The sequence below is a fragment of the Janthinobacterium sp. B9-8 genome, from assembly GCF_000969645.2.
Lineage (GTDB): Bacteria > Pseudomonadota > Gammaproteobacteria > Burkholderiales > Chitinibacteraceae > Iodobacter.
The window spans coordinates 2,072,633-2,089,645 of sequence record NZ_CP014222.1; the positions used below are offsets into that span (position 1 = coordinate 2,072,633).

The following is a 17,013-nucleotide window of genomic DNA, read 5'->3' on the forward strand; positions in this document are numbered from 1 at the left end:
TGCTCTTTTTAGCAAGATCAATAAAGCGAAATACATCATTAAGGCTCTCTGATTGCTTCTTCCATCGCCTTAGTCAGCGGCCAGATCAGATAGGAAATCACCGATCGTTTACCCACTACAATTTCTGCAGAAACCGTCATGCCAGGTAATAAACGCGATTTCCCCGTCATCATTTTTAGTTTATTCGGCCCTAAATTGATATGGGTAATATAAAAAGCATCTGCACCACGTGGGGCGGTTTCATTGCGAAATGAATCTTCACTGATGGTGCGCACTTTTCCTTCCAGCATGCCGTGCTTTTGAAAAGGAAAAGCATCTAATTTCATATGCACCGGATCGCCTTCTTTAATATAGCCAATATCCAGTGAATCAATTTTTGCCTCGACCTCAAGCACAGCGCCCAAAGGAACCAGCGTAAACATTTGCTCTGCTTCTTTTAAAATAGAGCCTTGTGACAACTTAGCAATATCCAGCACAACCGCATCCACAGGAGAAACCAGCGAAACCATTTTTCTGCGTTTATCTGATTTTTGTAATTGCTCATTCAAGCCATCGCGCTCCCGCGTGGCCGCCAGCATGTCTTCCATTACTTTTTGCCGCCAGCCTTTGGAAAAGGCCATTTTCTCGGCCTGTAAAGCGCCCTGCTCTTTTAATATTTCGTACTCTTTATTTTGCACTAGGCCTAAATCACGCTCGATTTCTAAACGCCTGTCTCTTACCTCCAGCAGGCGCAGCTTGGAATCGTATTGCTGTACAACCGCTTTTTCCTGCATCGATTCAATTTCAACCATCGATTTAAGCCGCTTAGATAACACTTGAAAATCATGGCGGTTCGATTGCAGCGACGCGCCTAAGCGGGCGAGATTCTGATCTATTTTGGCGGCTTGTGCCCGAAAATTAGCTTGCCGCTCACCTAAAATTTGCGCCTGCAAAATCGTATCTGCATCGGTATTGGCATTACTTCTGGCTTTACCGCTCAGCTCGGATTGCAAGCTCGCAATTTGCGTTTCCAGACTTTGTAAACGGGAGCGCAGCTGGGCGTCATCCGCCTGGGCAAAAGTAGGATCAAGCGTGGCCAGCAATTGCCCTTTGCGCACCACTTGGCCAACGCGCACTTCAATACGCTGAATAATCGATGTTTCAAAAGGCTGAACCACAATATTGGGGGAAGGATTAACCAGACGCCCCTGCGCCACCACCACTTGCTCTACTTCAGAAAAATTGGCCCATAGCAAAAAACTAACAAAGGAGAGCAATAAAACCAGCATGGTGCTGCGCACATAAAACGGCAGCTGCCTCTGCTCGATTTCATCGGCATCAGGCAAAAAATCAACCGCAGCTGAATCCTTTTTGCCTTTCTTTTCTACAGGTGGCTTGTTTGCTGATGCCATAGATGTTGGTATGTCTCGCAGCGGGTTAAGAGTTCTTCATGGCGGCCGCTATCCATCAGTTGGCCCTGCTGCATCACCAGAATAGTGTGTGCATTCACCAAGGTAGAGAGGCGGTGAGAAATCATGATCACCGTTCGCCCCACCGCAATTTTGGATAGGTTGCGGATAAAAATCGCTTCGCTTTCTGGGTCCAGCGCGCTGGCTGCTTCATCCAGTATCAAAATACGGGGCTTTGCAAGCAGCGAGCGTGCAATCGATAAACGCTGCTTTTGCCCGCCGGATAAATTAGATGCGTTTTCTTCCAGCATGGTGTCGTAGCCCTGCGGCATACGCTCGATAAACTCGTCTGCGCCAGCGGCTTCTGCTGCGGCTACAATTTCTTCAAATGAGGCATCGGGCTTGGTCACAATTAAATTTTGCCGCACCGTGCCACGGAACAAAAAGTTCTCCTGCAATACAACGCCAATTTGCCGACGTAAATGCGGCAATTCAATTTCACGCGCGTCCATGCCATCAAAGCGAACAATCCCGCCCTGCAAAGGATAAAGACCTTGAATAAGCTTGGTCACCGTGGTTTTACCCGAGCCACTGCGCCCCACAATCCCCACCACCGCACCAGAAGGAATCGTAAAACTGGCGCTATTTAAAGCCGTGGCAGTGGCACCGGGGTAGCGAAAACTCACTTCATCAAACACAATTTCACCGACCAGCTGCGGCCGTAAACCGCCTGCCCCAACCCGGCCTTCTGATGGGCGATTCATCACCTCACCCATCATTCGCACCGATAGCGCGGTTTCTTGGTATTCATTTACCAAACCAACAATGGCAATCAAGGGCTGCACCACCCGGCTAGACATCATTTGAAATGCAATCAGCGCACCCACTGTCAGCGTTTGATCAAACACATCCTGAGCACCAATCACAATCACCACCACCGGCAAGAGTTTGCCTAGAAAATCAGTAATTGCATTACCAATAATCGAAATCTGCCCCACTTTAAAATGTAAGGTAATGGCTTCAGCCGAAAGCTGATCCCAAGTGCGGCGCTGTTTTGGCTCAATCGCCAGCGCTTTTACCGTGCGCATACCGTGAATAGTTTCGACCATCATGGCTTGCCGCTGGCCTTCGGCAGAATAAAGACTATTTAAGCGGCGCTGATAGGTCGGCACCATTGCCGCAACCACACAGGTAATCAAAGCGGCAAACAACAAAACAATCATTGATAATTTGCCCGAATACGAAAATAAAATAGGCAAGAAAATAAGCAATGACATCAAATCAAGCGCAGTAAAAAACAATCGGCCAGTAAGAAAACTACGAATTTTCTCCAGCTGCTGCATATGCCGGGAAACCACACCGGCCGAATTGCTTTCAAAATAGTCAATCGGTAAAGAAAGTAAATGCCCAAATACACGCCGGGTAAGCCGCATATCTATTTTATTGGTTGCGGCTAAAGTCAGAATCTGGCGTAAAAAACCAAATGCAGTATCAAATAAAAGCGCCAGCACAATCCCTGCGGCAAGCACCCAAAGTGTAGACAGGCTTTGGTGAGTCAGCACTTTATCAATCACCAGCTGAAAGAAAATCGGCGACGCAAGCGATAAAAACTGCATCACAATCGCGGCAATAAAAATATCGCGAAAAGCACTTTTTTGCTTGGCAATTTCCGGAAGAAACCAGGTTAATCCAAAGGGTTGATCAGGGTCTGCCAGCTTATGCTCTCGCTTGGCAAAAAACACCTCACCAGCCCAGCGATTACAAAATGTGGCCTCGTCTTCCAATATCACCGCAGATTGGCTGGCCATCGGATCGATCAGGGCAACTTTCACCCCTTCCTCGCCATCAGAGCGAACCCCCACCACAATCACAGCATGATCAAATGCCGTGCGGGCAATCAGTGGAAACACCCCACCTTGAGCAATTAAGCCTGCCCAGGTGAGCTTATCGCTTCTAGCCTTTAGGCCAATATCATTGGCAATACGTAATAAAACAGGATTACCGGGTTCTTCATTACCCAAAGCATATTCATCAATCAAACGCTCAGGATTAATCTGTAAACCATGATGCTGAGCAATGGCTGCCAAACATTGGATCACAGTATGCAGTGGCTTTTCTGACATTATAAAAGGGTGTCTTTATATAAAATGGGCCAATCAAACGAAGATATCGTTATTTTTATCATAAAGGCGCTAAACGCGTTTTTCCTGCAAAGTACGCTTTAAAGGCCCGCGCTGCGGGCACCATAAAAGACGTAGCGATATGCAAGGAGTTTTTATATTAATACTTATAGCGTCTTAATCAGTATAACGTAGCAAATGCGGCATAGCCTTTATTTTTAGCGCCATTAAATATTTAGCAACAGATACAAATAAAAATATTAATCCACATAAAAAAACGGGCAGGACCATTGCGGCCTTGCCCGTTTTTTAGCAGCGAACCGCTCGTTTACTTGATGGCCAGAATACCGGCATCCGCAGCACTCGCCAGACCATTCAGGCGTAATCTCTGCTCAGCAGAAACCAGAGAATCACCCGCAGATTCGATCAGCTTGCCATTAGCGTCAAATTGCTTCATTAGATCGCTCATTTGGCCAATATGATCTGCCCCCGCATCGGCCAAGCCAAGCTCTGCAGTAAGATGAACCTGTAACTTACTTACATCAGCAACTGCGCCTTGTTTTTCATTTTCCTCAAAGGCAGAAATGGCCTGTACCAAATCAACCACTCTTGAGCGCATATCCGGCTCGGCCACCGTGGCAGCAGCAGGATTATCTGCCACAAACCAAACATCCGCCGCGGCATGACTTGTTCCATCGGTGCGTTGGTAAGTCGATTTCAGCCCGATAAAGTTGCCGTTATCTTTCTCTGCCGTCTTGCTCACATCCAGATTCAACTTGGCAATATCAAGCGAGGCTAAGGTCTTCAGCTCTGCAACCTGGCTGACCCCATCGGCATTTTCATCCAGCCATACACGCAGATCATTGAAGCCATCATCGTGAAGATCAACCGTGCCATCCTGATTACTATCCAGCTCGGCCAGAGCGGCATAACCATCGGCGGCCTTGTCCCCGCTGCTGAGCACCGTGGATGTACCAAACAGCTCTTTACCGTCGTTAATCGTGCCATCCTGATTACGATCCATCACCAGCAAGCCGTCTCCTTTGCCAACCCAGCCAGTATTGGTTTTATGGCCAGTTGCGTACAAGTCAAACTGAACACCGTCCGCAATGCTTGCCGTACTGACCCCATTACCATCCAAGTCCAGAATCAGCGGGCTACCTAAGGCCAGATGAGAAATCTGCTCGGTTGTAAACGCCCCAATCTGGGAAGAAGTCATCACCATCACTTGCGTGGTGGTCATGGCGGCAACCTGATCCGTTGTAAACGCCTGAATCTGGGTGGTTGTAAATTCCACAATCTGCACGGTCGTCAGCGCAGCAACCGCACTCGTCTTCAGGACAATCAGATCTGTTGTTTCAAGCGCAACAATGCCGCTCGTTGTTAAGGCTTTAATCTGCGTTGAGGACAAGGTAGCCGTCTGTGCTGTTGTCAGCGCCACCACCTGTGCTGATGTCAGCACATTGATTTGCTTAGTCGTCAAGGCAGAGAAGGCCGTTGTGACAAGAGCAGCAAAGTCTGTAGTTTGCAGCGCAGCAACATTATTAGTCGACAAGGCCGCTACCTGATTCGAATTCAATACCGCAGCCTGCACAGCAGTTAAGGCCACAATTTGATCGGTTGTAAAGCCTGTTGCAAAGCTTGCGGCTGTTAATGCGCTCACCTGATCGGTTGTGAAATTAGCAACCTGTGCAGTAGTCATGGCATTCACTTGCGCAGTGTTCAGGGCGGCAATGCCGCTCGTGCGCAATACCACCACATCGCGAGTTTCAAGCGCTGCCACACTGGTCGTTGAAAGCGCTGCAATTTGTGCCGAAGACAGCGTTGCAGCCTGATCGGTCGTAAGTGCAGCAGCCTGATCGGTGGTAAATACCCGCACCTGCGCCGTGGTCATGGCCGCCACTGCCGTAGTGGTCAATACAGCCAGATCGCGGGTTTCCAGTGCAGCAATATTGGTGGTTGAAAGGGCTGCCACTTGCCTTGATGTCAGCTCAATGGCTTGGGCAGTGGTCAGCGCCGCTGCTTGATCGGTCGTCATGCCCACCAAAGAGCTGGTCGTTAAGTTAATCACCTGATCCGTCGTCAGTTTGGATACTTGATCGGTGGTCAGTGCTTTGACTTGTGCGCTGGAGAGTGCAGCAATGGCCAGCGTGCTGATCACGGCCAAATCGCGAGTTTCAAGGGCTGCGATATTGCTGGTCGATAGTGCAGCCACCTGACGGGAAGTCAGCACTGCGGCCTGCGCCGTTGTCAGGGCTTCTGCCTGATCAGTCGTTAATCCCAGCAAGGAACTGGTTGCCAAGACCACAACTTGATCCGTCGTAAGATTCGCCACTTGTGCCGTAGTCAGTGCTTTAACTTGATTACTTGAAAGCACAGCCACTGCCGCTGTGCTCAATACGGCCAAATCACGCGTTTCCAGTGCAGCGATATTGTTTGTCGACAAGCCAGCCACCTGGCGGGTGGTCAGCACAGCGGCTTGTGCCGTAGTCAGCGCAACCACTTGCTCAGAGGTCAAACCACTGGCTACCGCTGCGGTACTCAACACAATCACCTGATCGGTGGTCAGGTTATTCACTTGCGCCGTGGTCATGGCATTCACTTGTGCTGTGTTCAGGGCGGCAATGCCGCTGGTTTTAAGCACAATCACATCACGGGTTTCAAGCGCTGCCACACTGGTCGTTGAAAGCGCTGCAATTTGTGCCGAAGACAGCGTTGCGGCCTGATCGGTCGTGAGTGCAGCAGCCTGATCCGTGGTGAATGCCCTCACCTGGCTGGTGGTCATGGCGGCCACGGCAGTGGTCGTCAATACAGCCAGATCACGCGTTTCCAGCGCGGCGATATTGGTGGTTGAAAGGGCAGCCACTTGCCTTGAAGTCAACTCAACCGCTTGAGCCGTCGTCAGGGCAACCACTTGATCCGTGGTCATGCCCACCAAAGAGCTGGTCGTTAAGTTAATCACCTGATCGGTGGTCAGCTTGGACACTTGATCCGTCGTCAGTGCTTTGACTTGCGCACTAGAGAGTGCAGCAATGGCCAGCGTGCTGATCACGGCCAGATCGCGGGTTTCAAGGGCGGCAATATTGGTGGTACTCAACGCCGCTACTTGGCGAGAGGTAAGCACTGCCGCTTGCGCCGTGGTAAGTGCTGCAGCCTGATCGGTGGTTAAGCCGAGCAAGGAACTAGTAGTCAGAACCAGTGTTTGATCGGTGGTCAGATTAGCGACTTGCGCCGTTGTCAGTACTTTGACTTGATTACTTGAAAGCACGGCCACTGCCGCTGTACTCAATACGGCCAAATCACGTGTTTCCAGTGCGGCAATATTGTTTGTCGACAAGACCGCCACCTGGCGGGTGGTCAGCACAGCCGCTTGCGCGGTAGTCAGCGCAACCACTTGTTCGGTCGTTAAGCCACTTGCTACCGCTGCGGTACTCAACACAATCACCTGATCAGTCGTCAGATTATTCACCTGCGCCGTGGTCATGGCATTCACTTGCGCGGTATTCATAGCGGCAATGCCGCTGGTTTTAAGCACAATCACATCACGGGTTTCAAGCGCAGCCACACTGGCGGTTGAAAGCGCTGCAATTTGTGCCGAAGACAGCGTTGCAGCCTGATCCGTCGTAAGTGCAGCAGCCTGATCCGTGGTGAATACCCGCACTTGGCTGGTGGTCATGGCCGCCACTGCCGTAGTGGTCAATACAGCCAGATCGCGGGTTTCCAGTGCAGCAATATTGGTGGTTGAAAGGGCTGCCACTTGCCTTGATGTCAGCTCAATGGCTTGAGCAGTGGTCAGCGCCGCTGCTTGATCGGTCGTCATGCCCACCAAAGAGCTGGTCGTTAAGTTAATTACCTGATCGGTGGTCAGCTTGGACACTTGATCGGTGGTCAGTGCTTTGACTTGCGCACTAGAAAGTGCAGCAATGGCCAGCGTGCTGATCACGGCCAGATCGCGGGTTTCAAGGGCTGCGATATTGCTGGTTGAAAGGGCTACCACCTGACGAGAAGTCAACACTGTGGCCTGCGCCGTTGTCAGGGCTTCTACCTGATCAGTCGTTAATCCCAGCAAAGAACTGGTTGCCAAGACCACCACTTGATCCGTCGTAAGATTCGCCACTTGCGCCGTAGTCAGTGCTTTGACTTGATTACTTGAAAGCACGGCCACTGCCGCTGTACTCAATACCGCTAAGTCGCGGGTTTCAAGGGCAGCGATATTACTGGTCGACAAGACCGCCACTTGGCGGGTGGTCAGCACGGCGGCTTGTGCGGTGGTCAGCGCCACCACTTGTTCTGTCGTTAAGCCGCTGGCAACCGCTGCCGTGCTCAGTGCAATCACCTGATCGGTGGTCAGGTTATTCACCTGCGCCGTGGTCATGGCATTCACTTGCGCAGTGTTCAGAGCGGCAATGCCACTGGTTTTAAGCACAATCACATCGCGGGTTTCAAGCGCAGCCACACTGGTCGTTGAAAGTGCTGCAATTTGTGCCGAGGACAGCGTTGCAGCCTGATCGGTCGTAAGTGCAGCAGCCTGATCGGTGGTGAATACCCGCACCTGCGCCGTGGTCATGGCCGCCACTGCCGTGGTGGTCAATACAGCCAGATCACGCGTTTCAAGAGCCGCAATATTGGTAGTTGAAAGCGCGGCCACTTGCCTAGAGGTCAACTCAATCGCTTGGGCAGTGGTGAGCGCCGCTGCTTGATCGGTTGTCATGCCCACCAAAGAGCTGGTCGTTAAGTTAATCACCTGATCCGTTGTCAGTTTGGACACTTGATCGGTGGTCAGCGCTTTGACTTGGGCGCTGGAGAGTGCAGCAATGGCCAGCGTGCTGATCACAGCCAGATCGCGAGTTTCAAGGGCGGCGATATTGCTGGTTGAAAGGGCTGCCACCTGACGAGAAGTCAACACTGCGGCCTGCGCCGTTGTCAGGGCTTCTACCTGATCAGTCGTTAATCCCAGCAAGGAACTGGTTGCCAAGACCACAACTTGATCCGTTGTGAGATTTGCTACTTGTGCCGTAGTCAGTGCTTTCACTTGATTACTAGAAAGCACGGCCACTGCAGCTGTGCTCAATACGGCCAAATCACGCGTTTCCAGTGCGGCGATATTGTTTGTCGATAAGACCGCCACCTGGCGGGTGGTCAGCACGGCGGCTTGTGCGGTGGTCAGCGCAACCACTTGTTCTGTCGTTAAGCCGCTGGCAACCGCTGCCGTGCTCAGTGCAATCACCTGATCGGTGGTCAGGTTATTCACCTGCGCCGTGGTCATGGCATTCACTTGCGCAGTGTTCAGAGCGGCAATGCCGCTGGTTTTAAGCACAATCACATCGCGGGTTTCAAGCGCAGCCACACTGGCGGTTGAAAGCGCGGCAATTTGTGCCGAAGACAGCGTTGCAGCCTGATCGGTCGTGAGTGCAGCAGCCTGATCGGTGGTGAATACCCGCACCTGCGCCGTGGTCATGGCTGCGACAGCTGTAGTGGTCAATACCGCCAGATCACGCGTTTCCAGCGCGGCGATATTGGTAGTTGAAAGCGCGGCCACTTGTCTGGATGTCAACTCAATGGCTTGGGCAGTGGTGAGCGCCGCTGCTTGATCGGTCGTCATGCCCACCAAAGAGCTGGTCGTTAAGTTAATCACCTGATCCGTTGTCAGCTTGGACACTTGATCTGTTGTCAGTGCTTTGACTTGTGCGCTGGAGAGTGCAGCAATGGCCAGCGTGCTGATCACGGCCAGATCACGGGTTTCAAGGGCTGCGATATTGCTGGTTGAAAGGGCTGCCACCTGACGAGAAGTCAGCACTGCGGCCTGCGCCGTTGTCAGGGCTTCTGCCTGATCAGTCGTTAATCCCAGCAAGGAACTGGTTGCCAAGACCGCCACTTGATCCGTTGTGAGATTCGCGACTTGTGCGGTGGTCAGTGCTTTCACTTGATTACTTGAAAGCACGGCCACTGCAGCTGTGCTCAATACGGCCAAATCACGCGTTTCCAGTGCGGCGATATTGTTTGTCGACAAGACCGCCACTTGGCGGGTGGTCAGTACGGCGGCTTGTGCGGTGGTCAGCGCAACCACTTGTTCTGTCGTTAAGCCGCTGGCAACCGCTGCCGTGCTCAGTGCAATCACCTGATCGGTGGTCAGGTTATTCACCTGCGCCGTAGTCATGGCATTCACTTGCGCGGTATTCATAGCGGCAATGCCGCTGGTTTTAAGCACAATCACATCGCGGGTTTCAAGCGCTGCCACACTGGTCGTTGAAAGCGCTGCAATTTGTGCCGAGGACAGCGTTGCGGCCTGATCGGTCGTGAGTGCAGCAGCCTGATCGGTGGTGAATACCCGCACCTGCGCCGTAGTCATGGCCGCCACTGCCGTGGTGGTCAATACCGCCAGATCACGCGTTTCCAGCGCAGCGATATTGGTGGTTGAAAGCGCGGCCACTTGCCTTGATGTCAACTCAACCGCTTGAGCCGTCGTCAGGGCAACCGCTTGATCCGTGGTCATGCCCACCAAAGAGCTGGTCGTTAAGTTAATCACCTGATCGGTAGTCAGCTTGGACACTTGATCGGTGGTCAGTGCCTTCACTTGCGCACTGGAGAGCGCGGCAATGGCCAGCGTGCTGATCACAGCCAGATCGCGGGTTTCAAGGGCGGCAATATTGGTGGTACTCAACGCCGCTACTTGGCGAGAGGTAAGCACCGCCGCTTGCGCCGTTGTCAGGGCCGCAACTTGTTCGGTGGTTAAGCCAAGCAAGGAGCTGGTCGTCAGTACAAGCGCCTGATCTGTCGTGAGATTCGCGACTTGAGCGGTGGTCAGTGCTTTCACTTGATTACTTGAAAGCACGGCCACTGCGGCTGTGCTCAATACAGCTAAGTCACGCGTTTCCAGCGCGGCGATATTGTTAGTCGATAGCACGGCGACTTGGCGGGTCGTCAAGACTGCTGCCTGAGCGGTTGTCAAGGCAACGACTTGATCAGAAGTTAAGCCGCTGGCAACCGCTGCCGTGCTCAGTGCCACCACCTGATCGGTGGTCAGGTTATTCACCTGCGCCGTAGTCATGGCATTCACTTGCGCGCTGTTCATTGCCGCAATGCCACTGGTTTTAAGCACGATTACATCACGAGTTTCTAGCGCTGCCACACTGGCGGTTGAAAGCGCTGCAATTTGTGCCGAGGACAGCGTTGCAGCCTGATCGGTCGTGAGTGCAGCAGCCTGATCGGTGGTGAATGCCCGCACTTGGCTGGTGGTCATGGCGGCCACGGCGGTGGTGGTCAATACAGCCAGATCACGCGTTTCCAGCGCGGCGATATTGGTACTTGAAAGCACGGCAACTTGCCTTGAAGTCAACTCGATCGCTTGTGCTGTGGTAAAGGCTGCAACCTGGTCTGTGGTCAGACCTGCTAATGACCCGGTTGAAAGATTGATCACTTGATCGGTGGTTAAGTTTGCCACTTGATCTGTTGTAAATGCTTTCACTTGCGCGCTGGAAAGCGCCGCAATGGCCAGCGTGCTGATCACGGCCAGATCGCGGGTTTCGAGTGCGGCGATATTGCTGGTCGAAAATGCAGCAACTTGGCGGGAAGTCAGCACTGCCGCTTGCGCTGTAGTGAGGGCAGCAATTTGATCTGAAGTCAGGCCCAGCAAGGAAGTCGTTGTAAATTGAACGGCTTGCTCAGTGGTTAAATTAGCCACTTGCGCGGTAGTCAGCGCTCTGACCTGATTGCTGGAGAGCACAGCAACGGGCAAGGTCGTAATCACCGCCAAATCACGGGTTTCAAGGGCTGCCACATTATTGGTCGACAACACAGCCACCTGGCGCGATGTCAACACAGCGGCTTGTGCGGTGGTCAGCGCAACCACTTGTTCGGTCGTTAAACCACTGGCGATCGCTGCCGTATTCAGAGCCACCACCTGATCGGTAGTCAGATTGGCCACTTGCGCCGTTGTCAGCACACTCACCTGAGCCGTGTTCAGCACGGCAATGCCGCTGGTTCTCAACACCACCACATCGCGCGTTTCAAGTGCTGCCACACTGGTGGTTGAAAGCGCGGCAATTTGCGAGGAGGACAAAGTGGCGGCCTGATCGGTAGTCAGCGCCACGGTCTGATCTGTTGTCAGTACCCGCACTTGGCTGGTGGTCATCGCCGCCACAGCTGTGGTGGTCAGCACAGCCAGATCACGGGTTTCAAGGGCGGCAATATTGGTGGTTGAAAGCGCGGCGACTTGCCTTGATGTCAGCTCAACAGCCTGCGCCGTCGTCAACGCCACAGCCTGATCTGTCGTTAAGCCACCCAGTGCTGTTGTATTGATATTAATGGTCTGGTCGGTCGTTAAATTTGCCACCTGGCTTGTGGTCAGCGCCCTGACTTGCGCGCTGGATAAAACGGCAACGCCCGAGGTGCTGATCACTGCTAAATCACGGGTTTCCAATGCCGAAACACTATTTGTAGAAAGAGCGGCAACTTGGCGAGTGGTCAAAACAGCAGCCTGAGCGGTCGTCAGGGCCGCCACCTGATCTGTTGTCAGCCCACTACCGACGACAGTCGTTGTCAATACCACGACCTGATCCGTAGTGAGATTATTGACCTGAGCGGTGGTCAGTGCCCTGCTTTGCGTGCTCGACAATACGGCAATGCCTGCTGTACTCAGCACAATCACATCGCGTGTTTCAAGCGCGGCAACATTATTAGTAGAGAGTGCAGCCACCTGACGTGTAGTCAGCACGGCGGCTTGTGCCGTGGTCAGTGCCACTACTTGCTCGGTGGTTAAACCACTGGCTACCGCTGCAGTGCTGAGCGCCACCACTTGATCGGTCGTTAAGTTGGCAACTTGTGCCGTGGTCATGACGCTCACTTGCGCGGTATTGAGTGCGGCAATGCCGCTGGTTCTCAGTACAATCACATCGCGTGTTTCAAGCGCGGCCACGCTGGTGGTTGAAAGTGCTGCAATTTGCGCCGAAGACAACGTTGCAGCCTGATCGGTCGTGAGTGCAGCAGCCTGATCGGTGGTGAATACCCGCACCTGACTGGTCGTCATGGCCGCTACGGCGGTGGTGGCTAATACAGCCAGATCACGCGTTTCAAGGGCCGCTATATTGGTGGTCGAAAGCGCAGCGACTTGCCTGGATGTCAGCTCGATAGCCTGCGCTGTCGTCAACGCCACAGCCTGATCAGTCGTCAATCCACCCAGAGCCGTTGTGCTGATATTGACAGCTTGATCGGTGGTGAGATTCGCCACCTGATCGGTCGTCAACGCTCTGACTTGGGCGCTAGATAAAACAGCAACGCCCAGCGTACTGATTACCGCCAAATCGCGCGTTTCCAAGGCGGCAATATTACTGGTCGATAGCGCAGCCACTTGGCGTGAAGTCAGCACAGCGGCCTGTGCAGTATTTAAAGCCGCCACTTGATCTGTTGTCAGTCCGCTACCGACTACGGCCGTTGTCAGCACCACCACCTGATCCGTTGTCAGATTGGTGATCTGAGCGGTGGTCAGCGCCCTGCTCTGCGTGCTGGATAAAGCGGCAATACCCGTCGTGCTCAGCACAACCACATCACGTGTTTCTAAGGCGGCGATATTAGCGGTAGATAGAGCAGCCACCTGGCGAGTAGTCAGCACGGCCGCCTGTGCGGTGGTTAGCGCCACCACTTGTTCCGTAGTTAAACCACTGGCTACCGCTGCCGTACTCAAGGCAATCACCTGATCGGTGGTCAAGTTATTCACTTGCGCCGTGGTCATCGCATTCACTTGCGCAGTATTGAGCGCCGCAATGCCACTTGTGCGTAATACCACCACATCGCGTGTTTCAAGTGCTGCCACGCTGGCCGTTGAAAGTGCTGCAATTTGCAAGGACGATAAAGTAGCCGCTTGATCGGTAGTCAGCGCAGCCGCCTGATCGGTGGTCAGCGCTCTGACTTGGTTGGTTGACATTGCGGCCACGGCCGTCGTGGTTAATACAGCAAAATCACGGGTTTCAAGGGCCGCGATATTGGTGCTTGATAAAGCCGCCACCTGACGGGAAGTCAGCTCAATAGCCTGAGCGGTGGTCAAAGCCGCCACCTGATCGGTCGTCAGCCCTGTTAATGAAGAGGTCGTTAAGCTGATTACCTGATCGGTGGTCAGCTTGGCAATCTGATCCGTGGTCAGCGCCTTGACTTGCGTGCTCGATAAAGCGGCAATACCCAAGGTGGTGATTACGGCTAAATCACGGGTTTCCATTGCGGCAAGATTACTGGTCGATAAGGCGGCCACCTGGCGGGAAGTCAGCACCGCAGCTTGCGCCGTGTTTAAAGACACCACCTGATCGCTGGTCAGACCGCTGCCCAGCACCGTAGTGCTGAGGGCAATCACCTGATCTGTTGTTAAATTATTAAGCTGTGCAGTGGTCAGCGCTTTTGTTTGCGTACTGGATAAAGCCGCAATACCCGCAGTACTGAGCACAATCACATCGCGTGTTTCTAAGGCGGCAATATTGCTGGTCGTAAGCGCTGCAATCTGCCGTGTGGTGAGCACGGATGCCTGAGCGGTAGTGAGCGCCGCAATCTGATCCGTATTCAGCCCTCTGTTCACTTGTGCCGTAGTGAGGACAACGATCTGGGCGGTGGTTAATGCCGCAAATTGACTTGTAGACAGCTCCGCAATATCAGCAGTACTAAAGCCGGAAACTTGCTGGGTAGTCAGCGCAGCAATCTGACTCGTATTCAGACCCGTGATATAGCTCATTTTGTTCTTCCTGAAGAGTGACTACAAACAGCGATTGCAGACATGATCACCAGCAGATGTCATTACATTCTGACGAATATTCTTACAAGAAATTTAATTTACTTTTTAATTAAAATATGATTTTTATTAAAATAAACTCAATAATCTCTTGATTCACAACTATCGACAAAAAGAAAGGTAACTTTAGCACAAGAATATACTTATTTTATCACGCATTTTTTTTGAAAAACAAATGACTTCCACGCGCTATGCTTCTGATTTTGCGCCAAAAATAAAGCAAAACTCAAGCAAGACGCCAAGTCGATCAGATCGGTGGCAAAGAAAGTGAGCAAGATCACATCACACTTCCGATGTCAGTTATTTCTTACAAAATATTACACCAATGTAATAAATTCCAGCTCTGCTGAAGGCGTATTACCTGCAAATGCGGATCTGGATTAACCACATAAGCGTGGCGAACAACAGACAGTAGCGGCACATCATTTCTTGAGTCGCTATAGCCACTGCTACCCACCAGATTTTCCCGCTCTTTTTGCAGCCAAGCCTCTAATCGCAGCACCTTACCCTGCTGATACGTCAGCACACCTCGAGTCTGCCCCGTATATAAACCATCCTGACTATCTAACTCAATGGCGAGGTAATCTGCCACGCCTAAAAAGCGCGCAATAGGCCCAACGATATGATCCCCGGTTGCAGAAATAATCAGCACCCTATCGCCTTGAACGCGATGCTGTGCAATCACCTGCCGTGCCTCTGCAAATACAATAGGGGCAATCATTTGCTCAATAAAATCAGCGACCCACTGCCCCACCTCATCAATCGAGCGCCCTTTTAAGGCTTGCAGCGTAAAAGACATATAGTCTTCCATTTGCAAAAGCCCCTGATGGTAGGCCTGCATCAACTCAGCTTCTTTGGTCAGCATGCTGGCGTCGGCGAGGCCTTTATTCACTAGAAATTGTAAAAACAGGCTGGCGCTATCGCCCTTAATTAATGTGTCGTCTAAATCAAAAATTGCTAATGCCATTACTTATCCTTGCTCCGCCATTGAGTGGCTTGGGGTGATTGGTTTAATAAAAAATCGATGGGCATCAAATGATCGTAGGGCGGGTGAAACCCGCGAGCAATGCTAAAAATACGCGGGTTGCACCCGCCCTAAGATGGGGTACGCCCTGCACACTCTATAAATTTAGGCTTTATCAGACTTACCCGCAGCAGCAGCAAAGCCCGCCAGCTTGCAATCCAGCAACCAGGGTTGCGCACCTTTGTCTTCAGCATTTTCTTTGCGGCGAATGGCGTTTCTCACCATATTGGCCCCTAGCCAGCGTATGGGCTCTGGCGGAAAAAAGCCCCTAGGGCCAGTAACGAGCGGACTGCGCGTCCATTCATTATCTGCATTCAGCACGAGGGAAGATAAAATCTGCCCGCCCAGATAAGTTGGCCCCACCCCATTGCCCGAATAGCCAAAGCCATAAAAAATGCGTGGGTGCTGATTAAGCACGCCGAAAAAAGGAATGCCCGTTACCGATCGATCAGAAGGACCATTCCATGAGGCGGCAATCGCCACATCTTGCAAGGCGGGGAAGAATCGTCTCAAAGTATCCGTGAGCGACTGCTGATAAGCGCTCGGCTGATCAAAAGCGGCCAGCATCCGATTACCATAGGCAAAGGTATTACCGCCCTTGCCCAGCATTAATCGCCCATCTGCGGTACTGCGATAGTAATTCACAAAAATACGCGAATCGCACACCGCCACACCCCGCGTGAGGCCTGTGCGCTGCAATAAATCAGGGCAAGGCTCAGTGATAATCATATCGGATGAAACCACGGCAATGCTGCGTGATAGAGCAGGAAACATCGTCGCCATCGAGGCATTCAACGCCAGCACCACGCTGCCCGCGCTGATCCTGCCATGCGCCGTCACCACCACCGGTTTGGCGCTTTCGATCAGGCGCTCCATAGGCGTGGCTTCAAAAATCTGCACGCCCATTGCTCTTGCCACCCGCGCCAAACCCCGCACCAACAAGCCCGGCTGCACGCTGCCACCTACTGGTGAAAAAGCCCCTGCAATATGCAGATCCGAACCTGCCATCAGTTTGACTTCGTGCTCGGGCAAGCCCACCCAAGTTGAGGCCTGATGCCGCGCCAGCTCGTCCATCACGCCATCCATACTGCCCAGCTGAGCGGCATTGGTGGCGGTATAGAGCGTGCCATCGACCCGCACTTCGGCATCAATCTGATGATCGCGGCAAAATTGTGTAATCTGATAAACCGCGTCTTCCGAAGCTTTAACGATACGCAGCGCTTCTGCCTCGCCAAACAGCCTTTTCAGCGTCAAAAACTTGGTCGCCAAAGTGAGCAGACAGCCGCCATTACGGCCCGATGCTCCGCTGCCGCAAAGATCTTTCTCGATGATGACCACGCTTAATTCCGGCTTAGCCATTTTGAGCGAAATCGCAGTCCATAAGCCGGTATAACCGCCACCCACAATGCACACATCTGCCTGTAAATCCTGCTTGAGCGGCGCGGCTGGCTGCGGATTCTCTTTAATCAAAGCCTGCTCAAACCACCAAGGGCGAAATTCACTCATCAGAGCCTTCCCAATATATAAAACATCAAATTTCAGCGCGTCTTTTGAGGGGGCTACGTCTTTAAGCACAGAGGACACAGAGAGCACAGAGTTTCACAGAGGAAAGCACTTTTTTAATAAACGCCTAGTGCATTGAGAGGTTTTCTCTGTGGACTCTGTGTCCTCGTTTTACTCTGTGGTTCAAGATTTAACTCAACCCCAAACATC

Annotated in this window: 5 protein-coding genes; all 5 read right to left on the bottom strand. The window is 52.3% G+C overall.

Annotation, left to right across the window (positions count from 1 at the left end):
- Nucleotides 1-38 precede the first annotated feature (38 nt).
- Nucleotides 39-1,391 carry an HlyD family type I secretion periplasmic adaptor subunit gene (locus VN23_RS09375; protein ID WP_046352664.1) on the bottom strand — a complete coding sequence of 451 codons (1,353 nt, stop codon included), beginning with the start codon at nucleotides 1,389-1,391 and terminating at the stop codon, nucleotides 39-41.
- The gene (locus VN23_RS09380; protein WP_046352663.1) at nucleotides 1,364-3,511 is read right to left on the bottom strand and encodes a peptidase domain-containing ABC transporter; all 2,148 of its coding nucleotides are present in this window, start codon (nucleotides 3,509-3,511) and stop codon (nucleotides 1,364-1,366) included. Before VN23_RS09380 ends, VN23_RS09375 begins: the two co-directional genes overlap by 28 nt.
- Before the next feature lie 325 nt (nucleotides 3,512-3,836).
- Entirely contained in the window at nucleotides 3,837-14,219 is a 10,383-nt protein-coding gene (locus VN23_RS09385; protein WP_052746670.1) for a beta strand repeat-containing protein, read from the bottom strand.
- 364 nt (nucleotides 14,220-14,583) lie between these two features.
- The gene (locus VN23_RS09390; RefSeq protein WP_046352662.1) at nucleotides 14,584-15,243 is read right to left on the bottom strand and encodes an HAD family hydrolase; all 660 of its coding nucleotides are present in this window, start codon (nucleotides 15,241-15,243) and stop codon (nucleotides 14,584-14,586) included.
- 162 nt (nucleotides 15,244-15,405) lie between these two features.
- On the bottom strand, nucleotides 15,406-16,806 hold the full coding sequence (locus VN23_RS09395; protein WP_046353045.1) for an FAD-dependent oxidoreductase: 1,401 nt from the start codon (nucleotides 16,804-16,806) through the stop codon (nucleotides 15,406-15,408).
- Nucleotides 16,807-17,013: the final 207 nt, after the last annotated feature.

Excerpts from the sequence above, each read along its gene's own strand:
- VN23_RS09385 (WP_052746670.1), bottom strand. The coding sequence starts at position 14,219 with ATGAGCTATATCACGGGTCTGAATACGAGTCAGATTGCTGCGCTGACT.
- VN23_RS09395 (WP_046353045.1), bottom strand. The coding sequence starts at position 16,806 with ATGAGTGAATTTCGCCCTTGGTGGTTTGAGCAGGCTTTGATTAAAGAG.
- VN23_RS09375 (WP_046352664.1), bottom strand. The coding sequence starts at position 1,391 with ATGGCATCAGCAAACAAGCCACCTGTAGAAAAGAAAGGCAAAAAGGAT.
- VN23_RS09390 (WP_046352662.1), bottom strand. The coding sequence starts at position 15,243 with ATGGCATTAGCAATTTTTGATTTAGACGACACATTAATTAAGGGCGAT.
- VN23_RS09380 (WP_046352663.1), bottom strand. The coding sequence starts at position 3,511 with ATGTCAGAAAAGCCACTGCATACTGTGATCCAATGTTTGGCAGCCATT.